At 62.0% G+C, this 24,685-nt stretch carries 21 protein-coding genes; 10 read left to right on the forward strand and 11 right to left on the reverse strand.

Annotated features, from left to right (window positions below; all coding sequences use genetic code 11):
- Positions 1 to 51: 51 nt before the first annotated feature.
- Together QX039_RS03750 and QX039_RS03755 are read right to left on the reverse strand one after the other, a co-directional pair.
- Positions 52 to 789 (reverse strand): esterase/lipase family protein, encoded by a 738-nt coding sequence (locus tag QX039_RS03750; protein WP_315739137.1) that lies wholly within the window; start codon positions 787 to 789, stop codon positions 52 to 54.
- Positions 789 to 4,214: an acyl-[ACP]--phospholipid O-acyltransferase gene (locus QX039_RS03755; RefSeq protein ID WP_315739025.1), complete on the reverse strand. Its 3,426-nt coding sequence runs from the start codon at positions 4,212 to 4,214 to the stop codon at positions 789 to 791. The genes QX039_RS03750 and QX039_RS03755 overlap by 1 nt, the downstream gene beginning before the upstream one ends.
- A 226-nt stretch (positions 4,215 to 4,440) precedes the next feature.
- Here QX039_RS03755 and QX039_RS03760 point away from each other — a divergent pair, with 226 nt between their 5' ends.
- The gene (locus QX039_RS03760; protein ID WP_315739026.1) at positions 4,441 to 4,890 is read left to right on the forward strand and encodes a hypothetical protein; all 450 of its coding nucleotides are present in this window, start codon (positions 4,441 to 4,443) and stop codon (positions 4,888 to 4,890) included.
- Between the two features lie 52 nt (positions 4,891 to 4,942).
- On the opposite strand, the gene QX039_RS03765 is transcribed toward QX039_RS03760, so the two are convergent.
- Positions 4,943 to 7,030: a molybdopterin oxidoreductase family protein gene (locus QX039_RS03765; protein WP_315739027.1), complete on the reverse strand. Its 2,088-nt coding sequence runs from the start codon at positions 7,028 to 7,030 to the stop codon at positions 4,943 to 4,945.
- Positions 7,031 to 7,398: 368 nt separating this feature from the next.
- Here QX039_RS03765 and QX039_RS03770 point away from each other — a divergent pair, with 368 nt between their 5' ends.
- Genes QX039_RS03770 through QX039_RS03780 form a run of 3 tightly spaced genes read left to right on the forward strand, consistent with a single transcriptional unit; the run spans position 7,399 to position 9,316 of the window.
- Positions 7,399 to 8,085, forward strand: coding sequence for a GntR family transcriptional regulator (locus tag QX039_RS03770; RefSeq protein WP_315739028.1), 687 nt, complete (start codon positions 7,399 to 7,401; stop codon positions 8,083 to 8,085).
- Between the two features lie 55 nt (positions 8,086 to 8,140).
- Positions 8,141 to 9,139 (forward strand): TRAP transporter substrate-binding protein, encoded by a 999-nt coding sequence (locus QX039_RS03775; protein ID WP_315771494.1) that lies wholly within the window; start codon positions 8,141 to 8,143, stop codon positions 9,137 to 9,139.
- A gap of 36 nt (positions 9,140 to 9,175) precedes the next feature.
- Positions 9,176 to 9,316, forward strand: a complete 141-nt coding sequence (locus tag QX039_RS03780; protein ID WP_315739030.1) for a hypothetical protein — start codon at positions 9,176 to 9,178, stop codon at positions 9,314 to 9,316.
- A gap of 191 nt (positions 9,317 to 9,507) precedes the next feature.
- Here QX039_RS03780 and QX039_RS03785 read toward each other — a convergent pair whose 3' ends face one another.
- Both QX039_RS03785 and QX039_RS03790 read right to left on the reverse strand, forming a co-directional pair.
- Positions 9,508 to 10,239, reverse strand: a complete 732-nt coding sequence (locus tag QX039_RS03785) for a Crp/Fnr family transcriptional regulator (RefSeq protein WP_315739031.1) — start codon at positions 10,237 to 10,239, stop codon at positions 9,508 to 9,510.
- A gap of 571 nt (positions 10,240 to 10,810) precedes the next feature.
- Entirely contained in the window at positions 10,811 to 11,524 is a 714-nt protein-coding gene (locus QX039_RS03790) for a helix-turn-helix domain-containing protein (protein WP_315739032.1), read from the reverse strand.
- 141 nt (positions 11,525 to 11,665) lie between these two features.
- Here QX039_RS03790 and QX039_RS03795 point away from each other — a divergent pair, with 141 nt between their 5' ends.
- Positions 11,666 to 11,983, forward strand: a complete 318-nt coding sequence (locus QX039_RS03795) for a cytochrome c (protein WP_315739033.1) — start codon at positions 11,666 to 11,668, stop codon at positions 11,981 to 11,983.
- A gap of 10 nt (positions 11,984 to 11,993) precedes the next feature.
- On the opposite strand, the gene QX039_RS03800 is transcribed toward QX039_RS03795, so the two are convergent.
- Genes QX039_RS03800 through QX039_RS03810 form a run of 3 tightly spaced genes read right to left on the reverse strand, consistent with a single transcriptional unit; the run spans position 11,994 to position 15,016 of the window.
- On the reverse strand, positions 11,994 to 13,094 hold the full coding sequence (locus QX039_RS03800; RefSeq protein WP_315739034.1) for an ABC-type transport auxiliary lipoprotein family protein: 1,101 nt from the start codon (positions 13,092 to 13,094) through the stop codon (positions 11,994 to 11,996).
- A gap of 3 nt (positions 13,095 to 13,097) precedes the next feature.
- On the reverse strand, positions 13,098 to 13,877 hold the full coding sequence (locus QX039_RS03805) for an ABC transporter ATP-binding protein (RefSeq protein WP_315739035.1): 780 nt from the start codon (positions 13,875 to 13,877) through the stop codon (positions 13,098 to 13,100).
- 2 nt (positions 13,878 to 13,879) lie between these two features.
- Entirely contained in the window at positions 13,880 to 15,016 is a 1,137-nt protein-coding gene (locus QX039_RS03810; RefSeq protein ID WP_315739036.1) for an MlaE family lipid ABC transporter permease subunit, read from the reverse strand.
- Between the two features lie 161 nt (positions 15,017 to 15,177).
- Between QX039_RS03810 and QX039_RS03815 the strand changes: the two genes are divergently transcribed.
- On the forward strand, positions 15,178 to 15,447 hold the full coding sequence (locus QX039_RS03815) for a hypothetical protein (RefSeq protein ID WP_316162071.1): 270 nt from the start codon (positions 15,178 to 15,180) through the stop codon (positions 15,445 to 15,447).
- Positions 15,448 to 15,951 carry a phage holin family protein gene (locus QX039_RS03820; RefSeq protein WP_315739039.1) on the forward strand — a complete coding sequence of 168 codons (504 nt, stop codon included), beginning with the start codon at positions 15,448 to 15,450 and terminating at the stop codon, positions 15,949 to 15,951.
- 43 nt (positions 15,952 to 15,994) lie between these two features.
- On the opposite strand, the gene QX039_RS03825 is transcribed toward QX039_RS03820, so the two are convergent.
- On the reverse strand, positions 15,995 to 18,688 hold the full coding sequence (locus QX039_RS03825) for a bifunctional acetate--CoA ligase family protein/GNAT family N-acetyltransferase (protein WP_315739040.1): 2,694 nt from the start codon (positions 18,686 to 18,688) through the stop codon (positions 15,995 to 15,997).
- A gap of 250 nt (positions 18,689 to 18,938) precedes the next feature.
- Between QX039_RS03825 and QX039_RS03830 the strand changes: the two genes are divergently transcribed.
- Complete coding sequence (locus QX039_RS03830) at positions 18,939 to 19,928, forward strand: zinc-dependent alcohol dehydrogenase family protein (RefSeq protein ID WP_315739041.1); 990 nt, start codon at positions 18,939 to 18,941, stop codon at positions 19,926 to 19,928.
- A 22-nt stretch (positions 19,929 to 19,950) separates the two neighbouring features.
- Positions 19,951 to 21,495 carry an AAA family ATPase gene (locus tag QX039_RS03835; protein ID WP_315739042.1) on the forward strand — a complete coding sequence of 515 codons (1,545 nt, stop codon included), beginning with the start codon at positions 19,951 to 19,953 and terminating at the stop codon, positions 21,493 to 21,495.
- 40 nt (positions 21,496 to 21,535) lie between these two features.
- On the opposite strand, the gene QX039_RS03840 is transcribed toward QX039_RS03835, so the two are convergent.
- Both QX039_RS03840 and QX039_RS03845 read right to left on the reverse strand, forming a co-directional pair.
- The gene (locus QX039_RS03840; protein WP_409998855.1) at positions 21,536 to 23,209 is read right to left on the reverse strand and encodes a PHA/PHB synthase family protein; all 1,674 of its coding nucleotides are present in this window, start codon (positions 23,207 to 23,209) and stop codon (positions 21,536 to 21,538) included.
- 209 nt (positions 23,210 to 23,418) lie between these two features.
- Entirely contained in the window at positions 23,419 to 23,781 is a 363-nt protein-coding gene (locus QX039_RS03845; protein WP_315739043.1) for a hypothetical protein, read from the reverse strand.
- Positions 23,782 to 23,942: 161 nt separating this feature from the next.
- On the opposite strand from QX039_RS03845, the gene QX039_RS03850 reads away from it, so the two are divergent.
- On the forward strand, positions 23,943 to 24,671 hold the full coding sequence (locus tag QX039_RS03850) for a CBS domain-containing protein (RefSeq protein WP_315739044.1): 729 nt from the start codon (positions 23,943 to 23,945) through the stop codon (positions 24,669 to 24,671).
- Positions 24,672 to 24,685: the final 14 nt, after the last annotated feature.

A 24,685-nucleotide genomic window follows, 5' to 3' on the forward strand; every position in this document is an offset into this window, starting at 1 on the left:
TTGGATGCGAGATTGGCGCGGGATAGCCGCCGCGGGCAAGGAAAACTTGCGTCAGCTGGCCGCGCGGCGGCCGATCTCGGCGATGACACCGTGCAGCAGCGGACGCGCCGGATCGAACTGTCCGGTGCGCAGGAACGCGATGGTCTGCCGGAACGACGTCGGATGCACCAGCAGGCCCGTATGCGACGCCTTGACCGTTGTGTAGTCCGTCATCCCGGCGAGCTTGCAGCTCTCGACCGAGACGCGGCCGTCGTTCGGCCGCGGCAGCAGGAACAGGCCGGCGATCGGATCGAGGAAACGGTTGCCGGCGATCACGCCGATCTCGTAATCGGCGGGTGGCAGAGAGGCGAGCGTGACGTCCTTCGTGGTCACCAATTGCAGGCCGGCTGGACCGAAATAGGCGCGATAGAGCCCGACGTTCTGCAGCCGGTCGGCAAGCTCGCTGCCACCATTGGGCGTTCCCAGCATGACGACACGGCCGAGCCGCGCCGGCCGATGCTTCGCGATCGCGACCCGTGCCAGCAGCCCGCCCATCGAGTGGGTCACGAAGTGGATCGGACCGTCGATCCCGGCGGCGAAATCGGCGATCGCCGGGCGGATGTCGTCGGCAAGAAACTCGAGCGGTTTCTTGCGGCTTTCATAGTCGAGGTTCAGCGTCGCAAAACCTGCGCGCTGCAACCGCTTTTCCAGTGGACGCAGCATCAATGATCGGCCGGCGATACCATGCAGCAGGACGACCCCCGCGTCGCGGGGGCCAATGTGCTGAGAACGCCGGCGCAGCGATGCAATCACGCGACTTCCCGCTCTTCCGGCTCACGCTCGACCGTGGCTGTTGCCGCACTCGCCTCGGCGAGCGCCTTGGCGCCGACATAGTCGGTCTTGCCGGAACCGAGCAGCGGGATCTTGTCGACCACCATCACGACGGCCGGCACAGCGAGCTCCGGCGCGCCTTGCGCCTTGGCCTGGCGCTGCATCGCGGAGCGCTCGGCGTCCTTCTGCGTCGTGATCAGAACGATGCGCTCGCCCTTGCGCTGGTCGGGAATCGAGACCGCGACCGATGCCGCTTGCGGCCATAGCGTCGCGGCAATCTGCTCGACCACCGTCAGCGACACCATCTCGCCGGCGATCTTGGCAAAGCGCTTGGCGCGTCCCTTGATCGTGATGAAGCCTTGCGCGTCGATGGTGACGATGTCGCCGGTGTCGTGCCAACCCTCCGGCAGTGCCTCCAGCACACCCGGATTTTCGGCTCTGACATAGCCGAGCATGACGTTGGGGCCGCGGACCGAGAGGCGTCCGCCCTCCTCGATGCCCGGCACCTTGTCGAGCCGGTACTCCATCAGCGGCGACAGGCGGCCGACGGTGCCGACACGGTTGGCCATCGGCGTGTTCATCGCCAGCACCGGCGCGGTCTCGGTGACGCCATAGCCTTCGAGAACGCGGATGCCATAACGCTCCATGTAGATCTGCCGTGTCCGGTCCTTGACCGGCTCGGCGCCGGCGATGACCAGCCGCAGGGTGCGGAAATCATAGGCATGGGCGGAGCGCGCGTAACCAGTCAGGAAGGTGTCGGTGCCGAACAAGATGGTGGCGCCGGTCTGGTAGATCAGTTCGGGCACGATCCGGTAGTGCAGCGGCGACGGGTACATATAGATGGGGATGCCCGCCAACATGGGCATCATCATGCCGCCGGTGAGGCCGAAGGAGTGGAACACCGGCAAAACATTGAACACAAGATCGTTAGCGTTGGCGTCGACCCTCGCCAATGCCTGCGCGGCATTCGCCAGAATGTTGCGATGGGACAGGACAACGCCCTTCGGCGTGCCTTCCGAGCCGGACGTGAACAGAATCACGGCGGGGTGGTCGGCATTGCGGGCGACGCGCGGCTTGGTGCCGTCGATCATCCCCTTGATCTTGTCGGCCAGGCTGACCGAGGCCTTGACGTCCTCGAGATAGACCAGACGGGCCTGCCCCTCGATCGCCGCGATCAGCTTGTCGAGCTTGCCCTTCTCGATGAAGGCCCGCGACGTCAGAACGGTCGTGACCTGCGCCGCCTTCATCGCCGCCAGCACGTTCACCGGGCCGGCGGAGAAGTTCAGCATTGCCGGCACGCGGCCGATCGACTGCAGCGCCATGAAGACGACGGCGACGCCGGCGGAGTTCGGCAGCAACAGGCCGATGTTCTCGCCCACCATCGTGCCCTGCTCGAGCTTGCGGCTGAGCACCTGCGAGCCAAGCAGCAGCTTGCGATAGGTCAGCTTGGTGCCGAGCGGATCCTCGATCATCACCTTGCCGGTATCGTGGTCGCGATGGGCATGGGCGAGCGCCTCGAACAGCGTCCGATCCAGCATGGCGTTCTTGACCATGGCTTCGATCATCACGTCCTGCAGCGCAGCGCCAGCTGCATTGCGGCGGGTCTTGCCCTTGAGAGCCGCATCGATGGTGAGCTTCACCGGCGGCAGGATCGTCACCGTCACCTTGGGAAACCACGAGCGCTTGATCTGGCCATCCTTGAGATAGCTGAGATGCGAGCGCTGCGCGCCCTCGATGCGGACCGGCACCACGACGGCGTCGGCCTTGTCGGCGATCATCGCGGTGCCGTCATAGACCTTCATCAGCGAGCCCGACACCGTGATGCGGCCCTCCGGGAAGATCACCACCGGCTCCTGGCTGGCGACCAGCTTGATCAGATCGCGAGCACCGAGCGGCTTGGTCGGGTCGATCGTGATGTGGCTCACAAGTTTCAGGAAGACCTTCGCCCACCAGGCCTTGGAGATCCCGGTGTCGACGGCGAAGGTCGCATCGATCGGCAGCACCGCGTGGAGCAGCGGGCCGTCGATCAGGCTGACATGGTTCGGCGCGATCAGCATGCGGGTGCCGGCCGGCGGCAGGTTCTCCAGCCCGCGCACCTCGGTGCGGAACAAGGCCCGAAACAGCATCGCGCCGAAGTCGCGCACGCCCTCTCTGCCCCATTTGGTGAGCACGAACCAGACGGCGCCGAAGCTCGCCAAGGCCAGACCGAAGAAGATCCAGGCGATCGAGACGCCTGCAGCCTGCAGGCCAGCCACGCCCAGCGAGCCGACCACCATGAAAGCGGCCTGCAGCACGTTGCCGGCGGCGATGACCCGGGCGCGCTCGGTGGGCTCCGACCACGCCTGCACAGCGGCGAACGCAGGAACCACGAAGAGGCCGCCGCCGAAGGCGAACAAGGCGAAATCGAACAGCATGCGCGAGCCTGACCAGGAGCCGATGAATCCCAGCGGCGTGATTCCCTTCGCGATCTCCGTCGTGCCGATCGCCCAGGACAAGTCGAGGCCGAGCACGCCCATGATGATGGCGCCGATCGGCACCAGCGCGAGGTTCGGCCTGACGTGGCTAAGATGCGCGGCGAACAGCGAGCCGATCGCGATGCCGACCGCAAAGATGGCGAGACACAGGGTGACGACGCCCTCGGTACCGCCGACGACGTCCTTGACCAGGGCCGGCAGCAGCGACAGCACGACGGCACCCACCAGCCAGAACCAGGACACGATCACCATGCCGTCCCACAGCCGGGGCGCGGCATGTAACGACTTCAGAAGGTGCAAGGTCGAGGTCCAGGGGTTGGCTGTGATCCGTAGATCCGGCGCGGACGGCACCGTGTGCGGGATGCGCGAGGCGGAGGCCCAGGAGATGACGGCAAGGCCGATCACCGCGAGAGCGACCCAGCCCATGTGCGAGGAGCCGGAGACAAGCTGGCCGCCGGCGATGGTGCCAATTAGGATGGCCATGAAGGTCGCACCTTCCACTAGCGCATTGCCGGTGGCGAGCTCGCCGACCGTCAGCTGGTCCGGCAGCATGGCGTATTTCACCGGGCCGAACAGCGCGGCGATGACACCGAACATGCCGAGGGCGACGAACAGCAGCGGGATCGAATGCATGAAGAAACCCAGCGCCGCGAAGCCGGCAGCGAATATCTCGGCGAACTTCAGCCTGCGCGCGACGATGCCCTTGACGTACCTGTCGGCCAACTCGCCGCCGAGTCCCGAAAGAATGAAGAATGGGAAGATGAACACCGCACCGGCCACGGTCACCAGCGCATCGCCATGCACGGCCATGGCGCCATAGAGCAGCATGATGACGAGCGCATTCTTCAGGACGTTGTCGTTCAGCGCCGAGGAGAATTGCGCCCAGAACAGCGGGGCAAAACGGCGCGACGACATCAACTGCTTGATCATGGTCGTTTCCTGGTGTGCTGCGGCGGCTCGGCCGCAAGGATGACAAGAGTCTTGAAGGTTGGTGATGAAATGAGGTGATGCAGGTGACGCACCCTGTTAGACGCGGTCATGCGGTCTGCCGTTCTGTTGTTGGCCGCCGACCAGCACGAAGAGTAGCCCGAAGGTCGTGTGCAAAAGGCTTATCCAGACCGAGGGCAGCTGGACGGAGGTTATGGGACGCGAGGACATGGTGACCGCTTCCTTGCGTTTGAGCCGGGGATTTGAGCCGTGGTCAGCTCAGCTCACTCAGGTAGTGGAAGCAGCCGAACAGGCCGCCGCGGCGAGGCCGGCGTCCCTCGCGAACAGCTGCGCGAAAAAGCCGGTCTCCGGGCACCCGCCTTGCGCGCCGCGCGGCCAGCAGGCCGGCAACGTCACAGGCGTTGGCGATGCGCTCAACGCGTGCCGCCACAAGGTGAGACGCAGCCCGAGCCAAACCGTTCAGCAACGGCTGGAGATCGACGACGGGAAAAAGCTGCGGACCGCGAAAGCTGAGAACCTGCATGGGATCACTCCTTCTATTTTGAGCAACGCTCAAAATAGATATCGCAAAAATGAGCGACGCTCAAGAGGATTCGGTAAGGCGGAGCGATTGGGTAAACGAAGTCTTCCCGGCCGCGGCCAGCACACCAAGGCATGACATCAAGCCATTGATTCTAAAAAATATTTTCGATGACCCGTCCAGGTTGGCGTCACCCGGCCGATTTGCGCAGCCAGACCTTGTTGTCGTGAAAGGCCGCGCCCCCGATCGGCGCGACGGTGTCGGCAGCGGTGAGCACGTTGATGCCCCGCCCCCCGACATGGGCGCGATTGGGATGGATGGATTCGGCGATCAGCACCCCGCGCCGGACTCCGTCGAACAGCCGGGCCGCAAGCGAGGTCTGGCCACGCTCATTGCCGAGCGTGACGATATCGCCGTCGACAATGCCAAGCGGGGCTGCATCGAGCGGATGGATCATGACGGAGGGTCCCCCTTCCCGCGCCTGCGACGATGGCGTCTCGTTGAAGGAGGTGTTGAGGAACGAGCGCGCGGGGCTGGTCGCAAGCCGAAACGGATGCTGTTGATCGACCTCTTCGGTCACCGCCCAATGGTCGGGCAACGACGGCATGCGTTCAGGATTGCCCATGACGCGGCCGAATAGTGGATGCGCCCAGTCGGCCTTGAAGTGAAATTTCCCGTCGCTGTGCGCGAAGCCGTCGAGATAGTGCGAGGTGCGGAAGTCCGGCTGAAGGTCGCGCCAGACATCGGCCTCGAGCCCGGCGATATCGCCATGGCCGCTCTTCTTCAACGTCGCATCGATCAGCTCGCGCGGCGACATCTCGAAGCCCGGATGCACCGCCCGCAGCCGGCGCGCCAGGCCCTGCAGCACCTCATGATTGGACCGGCACTCGCCGGGCGGGTCGATCAGCTTCGGTCCGATCGAAATGTGCTGATGGCCGCCGCCGTAATAGAGATCGTCATGCTCCATGAACATCGTGGCGGGCAGCACGATATCCGCCATCTGCGCCGTCTCGGTCATGAACTGCTCGTGGACCGCGACGAAAAGATCCTCGCGCGCAAATCCGTTGCGAACCAGCTCCTGCTCGGGCGCCACCGTCATCGGATTGGTGTTCTGGATCAGCATCGCCTTGACCGGCGGACCGCCGCACAACGCTGCTCGATCCCCGGTGAGGATACGCCCAATCTGCGACTGATCGAGAAAGCGGGTGGAATGATCGACGGCATCATGGCCCTCGATGATCGATTCATCGAAATGCCACAGCGCCGCGTTGTTGAAGAAGGCTCCGCCTCCCTCATACTGCCAGGCGCCGGTCACCGCGGGAATGCACGATGCCGCATGCATCTGCGTCGCGCCGTTCCTGCTGCGGGTGAAACCATAACCCAGTCGGAAGAAGGTCCGCTTCGTCTCTCCGACCAGACGGGCGAACGCCTCGATTTCGGCCACGGGAACGCCAGAGATTTGCGATGCCCATTGCGGCGTCCGGGTCTCCAGATGCGCTTCGAGTTCGGCAGGACAATCCGTGTACTTCTCCATATAGGCGCGGTCGGCATAGCCATCGCGAAACAGCACGTGCATCACGCCGCAGGCAAATGCGCCGTCGGTCCCAGGTCGCAGGATGACCTTGATGTCGGCCTGCTTCATGGTCTCATTGTCGTAGACATCGATCGCCGCGATCTTGGCGCCTCGTTCCTTCCGGGCGCGCGCCGCATGAGTCATGACATTGACCTGCGTGTTCACCGGGTTCGTGCCCCAGATCACGACCAGATCCGAGAGCGCCATCTCCCGCGGATCGACGCCGGCAATCTTCCCGGTGCCGATGGCAAAGCCGATGCGCGCGACATTGGCGCAGATCGTCGAGTAGAACCGCGAGTACTTCTTCACATGGGTGAGACGGTTGAGGCCATCGCGCATCACGAGACCCATCGTGCCCGCGTAATAATATGGCCAGACCGACTGAGCGCCAAAGTCGCGCTCCACCTGGAGAAACCGCTCGGCGATCACGTCCAACGCCTCGTCCCAGGAGATGCGTGCAAATTGCCCTGAGCCTTTCGGGCCGACGCGACGCATCGGATGCATCAGCCTCTCAGGATGATGAATCCGCTCGGCATATCTCGCGACCTTGGCGCAAACCACGCCAGCCGTATAGGTCTGCCGTTTCGAGCCGCGAACGCGGCCGATCGTCTTTCGATCGAGCACCTCGACGTCGAGCGCGCAGGCCGACGGACAATCGTGCGGGCAGGTGGAATGGCGGATGTCGACCCGAGTTTGCTGGTTCATGCCCGATTCGTAGCACCAAAGAATGCGTCCGCCGAGAGCATTCGCGAGGCATTCGCATGAACAAGATTCGTGCGTGTCTGCTCCACCGCAAATGTTTCTGGACGCGGCAAGTCACCATCGACAACAACCGATCCGCCGCCAGGGGCAAGGTGAAGACTGCATCAAAAGACGATAGGCTTCTGTTGCGCGCTCGGGGTCGCTCTCCTGCGATCGATCTACGTCGCAGCGCACCATGCCCAGCCCTCAGCTGACCGGCAATTTCGATTGCAAAGCCAGCTTCATATATTAATATATCAGTTGAGGAAACGCACATGTCCAGTCGAGCCCCGAGGAAAATGGCCCCAGCGCCACGGCCTGTGGTTGCCCGCATGCGCCGCAATGGTCGGCCCCGCGGCGCGACAGCAGCGTCACGCATCTACACCGATCTCAGGTCCGAACTCGTGTCGCTCGTGCGCCTGCCGGGGGAGCCGATCTCAGAAGCGCAGATTGCGACGACCTATGGTGTCAGCAGGACACCGGTCCGCGAGGCCATTCTGAAACTCTCAGATGAAGGGTTGGTCGAGATCTTTCCGCAGTCCGGCATCTTCGTCTCGCGCATTCCGGTCGCAGCACTCCCCGAGACCATCATCATCCGAAAGTCTCTCGAAGAGACCACCGCTCGGATGGCCGCCGAGCATGCGACATCGAGCCAGTTGCTCGACCTTCATGCGACCCTCGAACGTCAGCGCGAGACCTGTGCCGCAAAGGATCGCGAAGCCTTCCACCAGGCGGACGAGATGTTTCACGCTGGCATCGCCGAGGTCGCGGGCTATCCCGGGATCTGGAAACTGATCGTTCAGGTCAAGGTTCACGTCGACCGCTATCGTCGACTGACCCTGCCGCAGATCGGACGGATGGCCGAAGTGATCGCAGAGCACGAACCAATCCTTCAGGCCATCGAGCGGCGCGATCCGGATCGTGCCCGGGCTGCCATGGCGAGTCATCTGGAACGCCTGCTCGACGACATCTCTGAAATTCAGACCAAGAATCCAGAGTATTTCGATCAACCAAGCTAACGAGATGATCGCATCGAACCTTGCGGCGACACGATCATTCCGTCGGAGAGACGCCATGAAAAGACGCGATTTCATCAGATTGAGCGTGGGCTTTGCGGGCGTTGCAACGCTGCCGCCGATCTCGGCCGCCCTTGGGCAATCGAAGGCGGTGTTCAAGGCATCCGACGTTCAGCCGCCGGGTTATCCGACGGTTGCAGCAACAGAAAACCTCGGCAAAAAGCTTGCAGCGGCAACCAACGGCAGGCTGTCGATCCAGATGTATCCCTCCGCTCAGCTCGGCGGCGAGAAAGAGACCATCGAGCAGACCCAGATCGGGGCGATCCAGATGCTGCGGGTCAGCGCCGGCGCGCTCGGCCCGATCGTCGACGACGTCAACGTCGTCAACATGCCCTTCCTGTTCAAGAGCATCGAACATTCTGAAAAGATGATGGACGGTCCGATCGGTCAGGACCTTCTGGACCGCGTCAGCGCCAATGCCAGCGCAAATCTGGTCGCACTCTGCTGGATGAATTCGGGCGCGCGCAGCATCTACAACACCAAGAAGCCCATCAGGACGGTCGAGGACGTCAAGGGGCTGAAGATCCGCGTGATCGGCAATCCCATCTTCATCGACATGATGAACGCGCTTGGCGGCAACGGCGTCGCGATGGGCTACGATCAGGTCTTCAGCGCGCTGCAGACCGGCGTGATCGACGGGGCCGAAAACAATCCGCCGAGCTACGTCTTCAGCAATCATTACACGGCCGCGAAGTACTATTCGCTCACCCAGCATCTCGTCATTCCGGAAATCCTCGTGTTCTCGAAGCGGTCCTGGGCAAACCTGTCGACCGACGACCAGACCTTGATCAAGAAGTTCGCGCGCGAAGCGCAGATGGAGGAGCGCGAACTCTGGAAGGCCTACGAGCGGGAAGCGATTGAGAAGGCCAAGGCCGGTGGCTCCGAGATCGTCGAAATCGCCAACAAGGCGCCGTTCCAGAAGGCCGTGAAGCCGGTCTGGGACAAATACGGTCCGAAGTACCAAGAAATGATCAAGCGCATTCAGGACATCGCATAGACCGCACGCTCGGTTCGGACGATCAAGAGGCTTACGATGGCCGGACTCTATCGCCGGGCGATGGATGCGCTGTATCCCGCTTGCGTCATCGTGGGCGTAACGGCGCTCATGCTGATCTCAGCCGTCATCACTTGGGCGGTCTTCACCCGCTACGTCCTGAACAGCGCGGCTTCCTGACCCGAAGCGATGGCCGTCCTGTTGTGCTGGTGCCACCAAACCATAAACGCCGTCCTTCACGCGCTCGCGGCCGGCGAGACGATCTCGATCAGCGCGCTGTTCATGTCCGCCCCCCGGGGAAATCCAGCTCGCCGTCGGCGGGATACGGCCATCACCGGCTAGGTAGGACGTCGGAAAATGCCTCGCCGCCCCTACTCGTCTTCGTCTTGACCGGCCTCCGCCAATCCGCGTAACGGCTCGGGATTCAGAAGCACGATCGCCCCGTGCTCGAGGCGGACCCAGTCCCGCGCGGCCCATGCACGCAACTGCTTGTTGATGCTCTCCCGCGTCATGCCGACCATTTCGCTGATCTCCTGCTGAGTGATGGCGATGGTGCGGCTTGCGGTATCCAGCTTGCGCTTGTCGGTCAGGCCGAGCAGCGCACTGGCAAGGCGGCGGGGGAGATCCTGAAGGATGACCTGCTCGACCTGGTCGCTGGTCCAGCGCAGCCGATCGCAAAGCAGCTCGATGAATTTCATTGCCAGCACCGGCTGGCTCTTCACGAACGGCAGGAATTCGCGCCGATCGATGACCAGAATCTCGCAGTTCGTATTGGCCGTTGCGTCGGCTGTGCGTTCTCGGCCGTCGAGCACGGCGACTTCGCCGAATATCTCACCCGCGCTGATCAGGTTCAGGATGGCATTGCGGCCGTCGGGCGACGAGACACTGATTTTGACGGTGCCACTGATCACGGCATACAAGCTTGAGCCAGGATCGCCTTTTGAGAAGATGGTTGAACCGCGCTTGAGCGATGTCGGCTTGGCGTAGCGGCAGAGCTGATCGACCGCATCGGCCTCGAGTTCACGAAAAATCGGATGCTGACGCAGCACCGACAGTTTGCCGTTGTTGGTAGGTCGGACGCTCGCCCGCTTTTCCTCAGTCACACCGCATCTCCCAGGCGTCCGAATACCGCCGCCCAAGGGAGCTGTCCAAAGCCGGTGGCCAAGGCCCCCGCGGATGTCAGGGGACTATGGACACGCCTACAGCCACCAGCAAAGACGATCCCTCGGACTTGCGACCACCGATCCTCGATTTCATTGCACTTCGGAATACGGCAGATCGGCGGATTGTCCAGGAAAATGCGGCGAACGCTCAAGGCGAAGCCATCTGCCAATCGACGCCGGAGGCGTTTCCGCCCCCGAGAGGCGGCCCGGCATACATTGTGCAGCGCGTGAGAGTCGTCCAGCCGCCCGTCGGACCAGCAGCGCTACTCTTCTGAGCGCAAGATGCCGCAGCCCAAGGGCAGCCTGTACCTCACACCCGATGTCTTGTCTGTGAATCAGCCCAAAGCAGGACCGCAGCGAACCCGACAAAAACCCCCACAACTGCAAAGCTGACCATCATAGCGTCGAGCGGCATGTCTCTCTCCCCTGTTCGAGTTTGAGACACAGTTCCCTATCGGCTGCGCGACAGTCCTTGATCCAGATCAATGCAATGCGGGTTTCGCCAGCGACGTCAGGCAGCAGCCATAGCTTCAGCTCGCGCCGAATCTCGAAGCGAGACGCCCCCGGGCAGGATCGCGATGATGCCCTCCCGTTCGAGCTTCGTGAACGTTCGACTGACGGTCTCGATGGTGAGCCCGAGATAGTCGGCGATATCCTGCCGACTCATCGGCAACGGTACCATGTTAGAGGGTCCCCGAAGCTCCACCAGCCGGTCCCTCCAGCCAACGAGGAATGTCGCGACCTTCTCCTCGGCTGATCGGCGTCCGAGAAGTACCATGTGATCACGCGCCTGATTCAGCTCCTGCACGGCCAGTTCGTTCATCCGCCGCAGCAGGTTCGGCTTGTCCTCGGCAAAGCGTCCGAACGGTCCCTTTGCGAACTGGCAGACGGTGACGGGACCGATTGCGTCGGCCGAAAATCCATGCCGTTCCTCCGTCGTCATGCCGACGAAGTCGCCAGGCAGCGCAAATCCGACGATCTGCCTGCGTCCGTCGGGGAGAAGCTTGTAGAGCCTCATGACTCCATCCAGTAAGTTGTAGAAGCAGGACGACGTATCTTCTTGCGCGAAAACCGTCTCGCAGGTCGCAAAATGGGTCCGGCGGCTGAGCTGCTCGAATTCACGCATTTCGAACTGGTCGAGCGACGCACAGACACTGAATCCCCGCACGGCACAATCGGCACAGGCCTGCCCATGGAAATCGACTGCAACAAGAGACGTCTTCATACGGGGCTCCGCTGGGCCAAGCGCAAGGATATAATGATTGCATTCTAACGGACGCTCGAAGTTCCGATTGATTCAAATCAAACGAACCAACAATCCGGGCCCTATCGTGGCCGCCATTGCCAGCGCCAACGGACATTGTGAATGCAGCGGCTTGTTCTGTGCCACCTTCTCGCCGCGATAGCGTTGGCGCCCCCCTCCTACGCGGCGTCGACGTCGCAGCAACGTGGGCAGGCCTTCGCGAAGGCCCACTGCGCACGATGTCATGCCATCGGTCGAACGGGAGAGAGTCCCTTCGAACCGGCACCCCCGTTCCGAAACCTGCATCTCCGCTACCCGATCGAATCACTGGGCGAAGCGCTCGCGGAGGGGATCGTGACTGGTCACCCGGCCATGCCCCAATTCCAGCTTGCGCCGCCGCAGATCCACGATCTGCTCTCGTATTTGAAGAGCTTGGAATAGCCCCGTCGATTCAGAGCGCCTGTATCGTCCAGGTCAGAATCGATTTGACAACCCGGCCGAAGGCCTCGTCGAAGGCGGACACGGCGCCAGCAGGATCAAGCCGGGCAACGGGCTGGTTTTCGTCAAACAGCCGTGACGCGATGACCTTGCCGTTCTTGTCGACGAGGCGAGCCGACAGACCAATCTCCGCCGCGGCGGTGTCGCCATTGATCCGGAAACGGCGGACATCGATCAGCAGCTGAAAATCCGGCTGGCCGAGATCGGATGTCCGCAGCGGAGCGTGGGCCACATCGTAATTCTCGAAGGCATCTATCAGACGTGACTGCAATAACTTGGGGATGCTGTCAGCCCACAGGAAATCACCGAACCCCGGGTAGTCCTTTGTCGGCGTGAACAGCATGCGTTGAGTCTGCAGCATCGCCACGGCCGTGGGCTCAGGAATCGCGAGCTGACCCTTGATGGTCTTGTTGACCGGCCCCAGTTCTCGCGGCGCGCTCAGATCATAGGTGACCTTCTGTGCTGGAGCGCCGCCTCCCGTCATTTTTTCCAGACCCGAGACGATTCCATCGAGCTTGCCGGTATTCCGCGCAAGGCCGTCCGAGAATGTCTTGAGGTTGGCGATCGTGTCTTTGAGCGGCCCGGCATTCTCCGCAAGCACTGCGTCGACGCGCCGCAGGGCGTCCCGGGCGGCCTGCGTCATGCTTTGTCCGGCGCCCGGTTCTGCAATCAGTGTCGATATGGCACTCGCCGCTCCTGCCGACGAGCCGCCCTCCAGCGCGATCACCGGCACTCCTGTCAGCCCCTGGAATTCCAGACCCACCTTGGTGTCGGCGCGCACGGGAGTCGTCGACGCCACGGAAATCGTTGCGTTGACCCGACGCGGATCGTTCGGCGCCAGGCCCAGCTCAGTCACCTCGCCGACCCGAATTCCGTTGAACAGAACGGCAGCTCCGACCAGCAGGCCGGGCACTGAGCCCTCGAACTGCACGTGATAGGTCGTGCGAGGCCCGAGTCCTCCGGTGTTGTTGAGCCAGTAAACGAAGCCAAAGATCGCGACGATGGCCGCCAGCACGAAGCCGCCGATGACAGCGAAAGGCGCACGGGTTTCCATCTTTCAACTCGCTTTTGGTTGCAGCATCTGGGATCGCTTGCCGTGAAAATAGGCTCTGACCCAAGGGTGTTCTGATCGAAGGAGATCGCTCATAGGGCCAATTGCCACGATCTTGCCGTCGGCCAAAGCAGCGACCCGGTCGCAGACCGTGTTCAGACTGGCGAGATCGTGCGTCACCATGAACACCGTCAATCCCAACGTCAGTTGGAGCGTCTTGATCAGGGCGTCGAAATCGCCGGCGGAAATCGGATCGAGGCCGGAGGTCGGCTCGTCAAGAAATACGATCGCCGGATCGAGAGCGAGCGCCCGCGCCAGCGCGGCGCGCTTCGTCATGCCGCCGGATAGTTCGGCTGGGAATTTATCACCGTCCTCTGCGCGAAGGCCGACCATTTCGAGCTTGGCTATCGCGATCTCATCCATCAAGCCCTGCGACATCTGCAGGCTCTCGCGCAGCGGAAATTGAACGTTCTGTTTGACCGTCAGTGACGAGAACAGGGCTCCCTGCTGGAACAGAATTCCCCAGCGCCTCGCCGCAGCCTGCGTCGTCCGCTCCTCGGCGCCACCAAGGGGTGTCCCCATGACCTCGATGGTCCCGCTGCGCCGAGGAATGAGGCCGATGATCGTCCGCATCAGGACGGATTTCCCGCCGCCTGACGCGCCAACCAAACCGAGAATCTCACCGCGACGAACGTCGAGCGAAAGATCGTTCAGAACGAGCTGCCGGCCGAACCCGACGACGAGATCGGTCACGCGGATCGCGCTGGACACTCCAAGATCATCCATTGCTACATTCCAATGGACGCAAAAAACACGGCGAACAGACCATCGAGCACGATGACCAGGAAAATGGATTTCACCACGGATGTCGTGGTTTGTTGCCCCAGCGATTCGGCACTACCTTTCACACGAAGTCCTTCACTGCAGGCAACAATGCCGATCACCAAGGCCATGAACGGGGCCTTCAATATTCCCACTTCGAAATGGGTGACCGAGATGGCATCGTGTAGCCGGGCGATGAAGATTGCCGGTCCCATGCCACCATAGAGCTGGGCCACCAGCCCTCCCCCATACAGGCCAGCCATCGAGCCGATGAAGGCGAGAATTGGCAAGGTCAAGATCAACGCAACGATGCGAGGCAGGATCAGCACCTCGACGGGATCCAGCCCCATCGTCACCAGCGCATCGATCTCCTCGCGCATCTTCATCGATCCAAGTTCCGCCGTGTAGGCGCTTCCCGATCGCCCTGCCACCATGATCGCGACGATCAGAACGCCAAGCTCGCGCAGGACCAGAATTCCCACCATATCGACCACGTAGGATTCGGCACCAAAACGTCGAAAATGGAAGATCCCCTGCTGGGCGATGATGGCGCCGATCAGGAAAGTGATCAACGCCACGATTGGAATAGCCTGCCATCCGATGCGGTACATCTGATAGACGAGGGAGGTCACGCGCAAAGATTGCGGCCGGCGTAGCGTCCGCAGCAGAGCAAAGGACAGCGCGGCCAACATGTCCAGGAACACTTTGACGTCCTGGGCTGCCCCCAGACTCGAACGACCGAGGTCCGTGAGTTTGGCGAGGACCGGATTCAGTCTCGGTGCCGGCTCGACCTCTCGTCGATTGACCTGCCGGACCTCCTCGACCAGGCCGATGTAGTTTTCTGCCACCCCGGTCATCTCGACCCGACGACCGCCAGCGGCGGCACGGCGGCTGAGCTTCTCGAGCAACCAGGCACCGACGGTATCGATCTCGCTCACGGCACCCAGATCAAGCTTCACGGCTTTCGCACTGTTGACCCTGGTGCCGGCAGAGCTGGTCAAACTCTCGAGCTCCGCCACGTTGAGGGACACCCATGATCCGCTCGGACGAAGCTCAAGCACATCCTCCGTCGTCGCGGCCGTCAGTCCCGGATGAGCACGCAATTGGATGTCTCCCTCAGTCGGCGCGCCGAGGCACACCCGTTCCTAGATCCGGCCGATCTGCCTCGCTTGATCTGCGTCAATGCCGTCAGCGCAACGGGTTGAGCGAAATCAAGCATCCCGCCGGACTGCGTTCTACAGTGATTTTGGTGCGAGGACAAAACATGGCTATCGACCCGACGACGCTCAGGACCGAGTTGGACAGCCTGACGCGTGAGCTAAGCCAGCTGCTGCGGGGCGCGGGGGCGCCGCTTGGCAACCCGGACGCGCAACCAGCCGCCGGAATGCTCGCTGCAGCGATCGAGGCGCTGGACATGCGTCTAAGTGAGACAGACGTTCAGGTGGAGCGGATGATCAGGGACCGTCCGATCGTGGCGACAGCTTCGGCCTTCGCCCTCGGTCTTGCCGTTGGCCTCCTACTGCGGAGAACTTAAGTGGATACCGAGAATGTCGTTAAACATTTGCGCCTTCTCTGGCGGACGGACCGGGTCATTGCCGACATCAGGCTCCGGCACCTGCTCGTCGGGCTCGGCCTCCGGGCCTTTGCGGCGCTGATTGCCGTCTTTGGCCTCCTGATGTTCGAGCTGGCGGCCTATCTTGCATTGGTCCAGATCACCTCCGCGGTGGTGGCAGCCGCAGCACTCGGAGCCTGCAATGTCGCGATTGCGGCGATCCTGCTGATCATCGCATCCCGTGCACCGTCCGGCAGGGAACTCGAACTAGCCAACGAGATTCACTCCTCGTCCATGGACTCGCTGCAATTGGAAGCACGAGCTCTGCAGGCCCAGATCTCGAGCGTGGTCAACCATCCGCTCAACAGCCTCATTCCGCTGCTCATCGTTCCCATTGCGACGATGATCATCAGAACTCTCCGCTCGCATGGCGGCTCCGAAGGCGAGGCGGCGAGCCCGCCGCCCAACGACCGCCGTGCGACTTGAACCCATCCTGCTGAATCAGGTGAGAGGCAATCGAAGCCTGAGCTCAAAGCCTGAGCTTTACGTTGCAGAGGTCGCGTTCGGTCGGATCGGTTTTGACCTCGAAACCGAGGTTCCTGCACATCTCCAGCATGACGACATTTTCCTGCAGCACGTCGCCGGAAATCATCTTCAGGCCTTCGGCCTTGGCGTATTCGATGATCAGCTGCATCAACGCCCAGCCGAGTCCGCGTCCCTTGAGATCCGACCGCAACAGGATCGCGTACTCCCCGCTCTCGTAAACCGAGTCGGAGTGAATCCTCACGACGCCGACCAGCTCGTTGGTCGCTTCATCGAGAGCCACAAAAGCCATCGCGCGCGCATAGTCGAGCTGCGTCAGGCGCGCGATGAACTCGTGCGTGAACTCCTTCATGGGGGCAAAGAATCGAAGACGCAGGTCTTCCGCGGTGACATGCTTGAGGAACTCATGAATGGTTGGCTCATCCTCGGGTCGGATCGGTCGCGCAAGGATTCGCCAGCCGTCCTTGACCTGGAGATGCCGTTCCCATTGGCTCGGATACGGCCGAACGGCGAAATTCGACGGACCAGAGCCTTTGAATTTCGGCGGAACCCTGCCGACGGCGACGCGCGCATCGACGGCCATGACGCCGCTCTCGTCCGCGAGCAGCGGATTGATATCGAGCTCGCGAATCTCGGGAACGTCTGCTGCAAGCTGCGCAAGCTTGACCAGCACCAGTGCGACTGCATCGGGCTTGACCGCCGGGACATCACGATAGGCGTGCAGCAATCGTGAGACGCGCGTCCGCTCGATGAGGTTGCGCGCCAGATGGAGATCGAGCGGAGGCAGACCGAGCGCTTTGTCGTTGATGATCTCGACGGCGGTACCGCCCCTGCCGAACACGATCACGGTTCCGAAGGTTGGATCGTCGGCAATGCCCATGATCAGCTCCCGCGCCTTGGCGCGGACGATCATGGCTTGCACGATCACGCCGGAAATCCGTGCGTCGGGCCGAACGGCCCTCGCGCGGGCCATGATCTCGTTCGCCGCGTTACGCACGGCCTCGGCCGTGGTCAGATTGAGCACGACACCGCCGACGTCGGACTTGTGAATGATGTCTCTCGACAAAATCTTGAGCACGACAGTTGTGCCTTGAGCGAACAACTGCTCCGCATACCCGACCGCCTCGTCGACCGAAGACGCCGCGAACGTCGGCACCATCGCAATATCGTAGGCCTCCAGCAGGCGACTGATCTCGACCGGATCGAGCCAAGTCCTCCCGTCGGCGAGGGCCGTCGCCACAATTTTGCGGGCTGCCTCGACGTCGGGCGCAAAAGAGCTCGGCATGGCCGGCGGGACAGCGGCAAGCGATTCGACCACCTCCCGATGACGAACGAGATGCATGAAGCCACGAACGGCATCATCCTCGGTTGGGTAGTTCGGAATTCCTGCCCCGCTCAAGGTTTCGATGACCGGCTGCTCCGCACCGACCCATGCCGCCAGAACCGGCTTTGCCCAGCGCTGGTGCTGCTTTCGATAGGTACTGACGAACTCGGTGACAGCCGTGGCAATGGCGCTCGCGGATGCAATCGCGGTCTGAACGTTCATGACGAGAACTGCATCGTTGGCTTGATCGGCGAGCAGCGCCTCGAGCGCGAGCGTGTAGCGTGCGGCATCGGCATCGCCGACGATGTCGACCGGGTTGGATCCGGACCAGGTCGGCGGCAGGATGGCATCGAGTTTGTCGTGGACGACCGGCGAAAGTGCGGCAGGCACGCCTCCGAGCTCGACCAGTCGATCCACGGCGAGCACGCCGATCCCGCCGCCATTCGTGAGAATGGCGAGCCTCTTGCCCATGGGCGACTCCACCCGCCCCAGCGTTTCGGCGCAGTCGAACAGCTCGCGCAGATCGGAGACCCGTAGAACGCCGGCCCGGCGAAAAGCCGCATCGTAGACGGCATCCGCTCCCGCCAGCGCGCCCGTATGTGTCGCCGCAGCTCGCGCACCGACGGCACCGCGGCCCGATTTCACGACCACAACCGGCTTGACCCTTGCCGCCGCTCGCGCCGCGGACATGAACTTTCGAGCGTCCTTGACAGCTTCGATGTAGAGCAGGATCGCGCGGGTCCCACCGTCCAACGCGAAATGGTCCAGAAGATCTGAGAGATCGACGTCCAACTGGTCGCCGATCGAGACGATTCCGGAAAACCCAACACCGCGCTGAGCAGCCCAATCTACCATCCCCGCCGCGATAGCGCCGGACTGTGAAATGAGCGCCAGACTGCCTACAACCGGCATGTGCGCCGAAAAGCTCGCATTGAGCTTGATGGTCGGCATCATGATGCCGAGACAGTTCGGTCCAATGAGGCGCATGCCGTATTTCTGCGCTGCCTTCTCGGTCTGGTCGGCAAGCGACCCCTCTCCGTGTCCCAGACCCGAGGTAATGATCAGAGCTCCTGCCGTCCCCAACGCGCCTGCGCGATCGATGAGATCCGGGATCGAAGGGGGTGGCGTCGTGATCACCACCAGTTCCGGCACGAACGCCAGTTCGGCGAGACTGCCAACGGCTGCGATATTGGATATCTCCCGATAGCGAGAATTGACCAGGCCAAGCTTGCCCTCGAACCGCGCCTTGACGATATTGTCGAGAATGGCCTTCCCTACCGAGTTCGGTCGCGGACTCCCTCCGATCAGAGCGATGGAGCGTGGCAAAAGCAGGTTCCGCAATCGGTAGGTCGACATTTGCACGTCCAACATCAGTTGGTGAAAGGCGGGTGAATCCCGAGGATTGATCTTAGTTTCAATCCGCAGCGGGTCTAGCGCGACTTATCATCCCAGCATAGTCACGGAGGCGATACCGCTCCGTTCCCTGACTGCACCTGCAGGCTCTGCTCGGTAGGCCGCAGTATTCGTACCAAGTCCTTGATGAGCATCAAACGATTGCCGGGCTGATTATCTTATTACCCTGCAACTTCGTCCGGGAGGCTCTCCGATGCGAGCGATGGTTCTGCGAAAGCCTGGAGCGCCGCTGCAGCCCGAGACGCTCGCGGACCCCGATCCTGGTCCCGGTGAGATCCGCGTCAAGGTCAGGGCATGCGGCGTGTGTCGCACTGACCTGCATGTGTACGACGGTGAGCTTCCCGACATTCGGTATCCGATCGTCCCCGGACACGAGATCGTCGGTCATGTCGACCAGATTGGTCCTGGTGTGACGACGCACAAGCTCGGCGCGCGCGTCGGAATTCCATGGCTGGGGCATACGTGCGGCCATTGCATGTTCTGCGCACGAGGTATGGAAAATCTCTGCGACCAGCCCACGTTTACCGGCTACACACGCAACGGCGGCTATGCAACCCACGCCGTCGTGGACGCAAATTTCGCATTCCCGCTCGACGGTTTGGAGGATGACATTGCCATCGCTCCGTTGCTGTGCGCCGGCCTGATCGGCTGGCGGTCTCTGGTCATGGCAGGGAAAGCCGAGAGGCTTGGCATCTACGGATTCGGCGCGGCCGGTCACATCGTTGCCCAGGTGGCCCGCTGGCAGGGGCGCCAGATCTATGCGTTCACCCGCGAGCACGACCAAGCTGCGCAGGATTTCGCGCGCCAACTTGGCGCCACATGGGCCGGAGCGGCGGGCCAGCGTCCCGATCTTGCTCTGGACGCGGCCATCATCTACGCGCCGGCTGGCGAGCTTGTTCCGGCCGCTCTGCGGGCTGTTCGGAAGGGTGGCCGGGTGGTCTGCGCAGGTATTCATATGAGCGACATTCCGACGTTCCCGTATTCCCTCCTCTGGGGAGAACGCCAGGTCGTGTCTGTCGCCAACCTGACGCGACAAGACGGTCTCGATTTCCTGCGGGTCGCGCAGCAGGCTCAAATACGGACCCATACGACGCCCTATCCGCTGTCCGACGCAAATGACGTTCTGGCCCGCCTGAGGCGGGGTGACGTCGTCGGCGCGGCGGTGCTTATCCCGGACTTTTGAAGTGAACGTGGCAACACCGCCCATGGCATCACCATCCGATCAGGAACTGGTCTTCTCCTTCTTGGGCAATACCACCCGACATCCAGGTGTCCGCCGGATCGACACGCACGCGGCTTCCGTGTTTCTGATCGGTGACCGCGCCCTGAAGATTAAGCGCGCCGTTCGGCTGCCATTTTTGGACTATTCGACTCTCGATCAGCGCAAGGCCGCGTGCGCAAAGGAAATCGAGATCAATCACCCGTTTGCTCCGGACATCTATCTGCGTGTCGTCGCCATCACCAAGGCGCCTGACGGATCATTCGATGTCGATGGATCGGGCGCTCCGGTCGAATATGCCGTCGAGATGCGTCGCTTCGATGACAGCCAGACGCTTGATCATCTTTCTCGCCGCCAGCAGCTGGACGCCGGATTGGGCGAGCGTCTGGCAGAGACGATCGCAGCGTCGCATGCAGTCGCCGTTCGGAGCTCCTCCAATGGGTGGACGGAGTCCATTCCGATTTGGATCGACGCATTCGTCGCCAGCTTTCGGACAGTCTCGCGATTTGGCGAAACGGAGGTCGAAGAACTCCGCGTCCTTTGCCACTCGGCCTTCGCACGTCTCCGCCCCCTGCTCGAGCAACGTGCAAATGAGGGGCACGTGAAACGCTGCCATGGCGACCTCCATCTGGCCAACATCGTCCTCATTGACGACAAGCCGGTGCTGTTCGACGCCATCGAGTTCGACGACCGGATCGCCACGATCGACGTCCTCTACGATCTCGCCTTTCCACTGATGGACCTCTTGCACTTCGAGCAGCCGGTCGCCGCCAACCGTCTCTTGAACCGCTACCTCTCGACCGCAGTGCCCGACCAGACCGGAGGATTGGCTGCTCTGCCTCTGTTCATGGCGATCCGGGCCGCCATCCGTGCACAAGTCTTTGTTGCAAGGCGCGACCGCGGTGATGCCGAACACTCGGACGCAGATCGCTCCGCAACGATCGAGACCGCAGAGAGCTACTTTCAACTTGCACGCAGCCTGATCCGGCCGGCAGAGCCGAGGATGATCGCGGTCGGAGGCCTGTCGGGAACGGGAAAATCTGCGCTCGCCCGGGCTCTCGCTCCTCTCTTGGTGCCTCCACCGGGAGCAATCGTGTTGCGCAGCGACGTGCTGCGCAAGCAACTGTCTGGCGTGAAGGAAACCGAACGCCTCCCAGCTGCGGCCTATACGCCGGAATCGAGTTCTCGGGTCTATCGAGAGTTGACGGCGCAGGCCGGCCGCGTGCTCTCACAAGGTTTCACGGTGATCGTCGACGCCGTGTTTGCACGTCCGGATGAACGACAGGAGATCCATGATCTCGCGAAGCGGCTGAAGGCGCCCTTTGCCGGCCTCTTCCTCGTCACAGATTTGCGCAGCCGGCAGGAGCGAATTCACCATCGAGTCGCCGATGCGTCCGATGCAACGGTCGGGGTTGCCGAGGATCAGGAACACTACGATATCGGCGGTCTCGATTGGCTCCAGGTCGATGCGTCAGGCACGGCTGAGACGACATTGGACCGAAGCCTTTCATTGCTCCGGACCAGCGCCTAAGTCCGACGGGATGGTGCTCCTTGGCCGCAACATGCGGCGATCACGTGTGCACGTAGTCGCCCGGCGCGTCTCCGAGATCATTCGAACGATCTGTCCCGAGTTGCGGCGGCACACCCGGCGCTCCCGACTGCTGTCCGAGCCACGCTGTCCAGGCCGGCCACCACGATCCCTCCAGCTTTGGCGATGTGCCCTGCCACTCGTCCGGCCCGAGATAAGGAGCGTCGGCAGCCTTGGTCCGCATCTGATGGGAGCGCCCCTGCTCGCCCGGCGGCGATACGATGCCGGCATTGTGGCCGCCGCTCGCGAGCACGAAAGTGACGTCAGCATCAACCTCGTAATGGACCTTGTACGTCGATTTCCAAGGCGCAACGTGATCACGCAGCGTCCCGACGACGAACATCGGCGTGTGGATATCCGAGAGCGAAACAGGCTTCCCCTCGACCTGATACCGCCCCTCGGCGAGATCGTTGTTCAGGAACAGCTTGCGCAGATATTCGGAGTGCATCCGATACGGCAGCCGCGTCGCATCTGCGTTCCATGCCATCAAGTCGCTCGGATTTGCGCGCTCGCCGAGAAGATAGTCGCGCGAGACACGAGACCAGATCAGATCGTTGGAGCGCAGCAATTGAAATGCGCCCGCCATCTGGGTGGTGTCGAGATATCCACGCTCCCACATCATGTCTTCCAGAAAGGCGACCTGGCTTTCATTGATGAAGAGCGTCAGCTCTCCCGCTTCCGTGAAATCGGTCTGGGCCGCAAACAGCGTGATTGTCTTCAGGCGCTGGTCGCCATCGCGTGCCATGGCTGCCGCCGTGATCGAAAGAAGCGTTCCCCCGAGACAATAGCCTGCGGCATGGACCAGCGTATTCGGAATGATCCTTCCGATCATGTCCAGGGCAGCCATGACGCCCAGCGAGCGGTAGTCGTCAAACGCAAGATCCCGGTCTTCCGCTCTGGGGTTTCGCCAGGAGATCATGAAAACCGAAAAGCCCTGGTCGGTCAGGTATCGGACCAGCGAATTGTGCGGCGACAGATCCAGGATGTAATATTTCATGATCCAAGCCGGTACGATCAGGACCGGCTCTGGTCTCACCTTCTCGGTCGTCGGCGCGTATTGAATCAGCTCAATCAACTGATTGCGAAGCACAACCTTGCCCGGCGCGGCCGCGACGGTCTTGCCGACGACGAACTCGCCATTGATCGGTATCTTCCCCGGCTGCATCACCTGCATGAGATCGGCGAGCCAGTTCTGCCAGCCGAAGATCAGGTTCTCGCCACCGCTTTGAAACGTCTTCTCCAACACTTCCGGGTTGGTCGCTGCAAAGTTCGATGGCGCGAAGATGTCGAGCAGTTGACGAATTGAAAAGTCGACGACGGCTTCGTTGGCAGGGTCGACACCACGAATGCCGGTCGTCGCCTTGTGCCACCAATCTTCCCCGAGCAGGAACGCCTGGGCGAACAAGTTGAACGGGTGCGTCGCCCATTGCGGCTTGGAAAAGCGATGATCGTTGGCCTGCGGCTTGATCAGGTCCCAAGGACTGCGATTCGGGTCTGCAAACCGCAATGACCGTTCCGCGACCTGCTTAGCGCCGTGCCAGGCATCTCGGACGATTTCGATCTGACGCTGAGGTGCAGCGGCCAGATGACAAGCCCAATCCAGATACGCCATTGATAGAGCGGCCGGGGAAATTCCACCGGTGAGCCGAGCCAGCATCGCGCTGAAGGCCCTGTCCAGCTCGTGATCCTCGCGTCGAAGCTCCCCGGAGGCCGCGTCGGCTTCTCGGGAGAGCAACTTTGCGTCGGGTGCGGCGAGCGCACCCTCCGGCTTCAAAGAGGTCTCTGCAGAGACAACGGCACTGCTCCGGTCGTTAACGGTCGTTCCCTCGCGTTCCCGTCGATCGGGACGCGACGCCCCCGCACTCTTCAGTTTCGCCACCGTTGCCCCATGAGATTCACGCTAGCATCAATCAGGCGCTGCCCGTGCTTGAAGAGTCGATCGCAATCCCGCCTGACGAAATCAATCTGATGCCGTCCACATTCCTGGACCATCGCCTGGATTCCCTTCACGGAATGCACGCCAGCCAGCTTCGACACGAACTCGGCCAGCAGATGCGTCTCCGTACGCGCGCGATCCAGCACTTCGTTGCTGGCAAACAGAACCTCCTCCATGACGATCTGCTGGGAACCAACGAGCAGCTCGAGTGCGTGCTTGTTGGAGAGAGCGACACGTTCGGACAGTTCGGCCGTTTCGTCGGCCAGGACCTTGGTCCCGGAGAACTCGGACATGGGCACTTCTCCTCTCGCTAGATCAAGATGCCTTATAGCTGCAATTCAATGCCAGGACCTTGAGCTGCGTCAATGACGCGGCGGCACCTCCTTTGACCTGCGTCAATTCAAGACCGTGGCGGCGGATTACGTTTTCTTAGCCTTTGACATTGGAGTTCGCCATGCGCGCCCACCAGATCATGACCCGTCCCGTCATCACCGTCACCCCTGACACTTCCATCGTGGATGCGGCAAATATCATGCTTCAACGGCACGTCAGCGGCCTTCCCGTGGTCGATTCCGACGGAAAACTCGTGGGCGTCGTCTCGGAAGGCGATTTCATCCGCCGATCCGAGATCGGCACAGGGCGTAAGCGCGGCCGTTGGCTGCGCTTCATTCTCGGGCCCGGGAAGTCGGCCGCCGACTTCGTCCACGAGCATGGTCGCAAAGTGTCAGAGGTAATGACCAAGTCTCCCCTGACGATCACCGAAGACGCCGCGCTGGCGGAGATCGTGGAACTGATGGAAAAGAACCACGTGAAGCGGTTGCCCGTGGTCAAGGGAGACCGGGTCATCGGCATCGTGTCACGGGCGAACCTGCTGCAAGCGGTCGCCGCGCTCGGGCGGCAGGTCCCGGATCCGACGGCGGATGACGATCACATCCGCAACCGTGTGATCGACGCTCTCGAGAAGAACGACTGGTGCCCGTTCGGATTGTCCGTCATCGTCAAGGACGGCATCGTTCATCTGAGCGGCGTCATTACCGAAGAGCGCTCGCGGCAGGCGGCAATTGTTGCCACCGAGAACATCTCTGGTGTCAAGAAGGTGCATGATCATCTGTGCTGGGTTGACACCATGTCGGGCATGTACCTGAACTCACCGGAAGACGACGAGATGGCCAAAGCCGGCTGATGGCTGCTGAGGAC

The organism is Bradyrhizobium sp. SZCCHNR1043 (genome assembly GCF_032489675.1).
Taxonomy (GTDB): domain Bacteria; phylum Pseudomonadota; class Alphaproteobacteria; order Rhizobiales; family Xanthobacteraceae; genus Bradyrhizobium.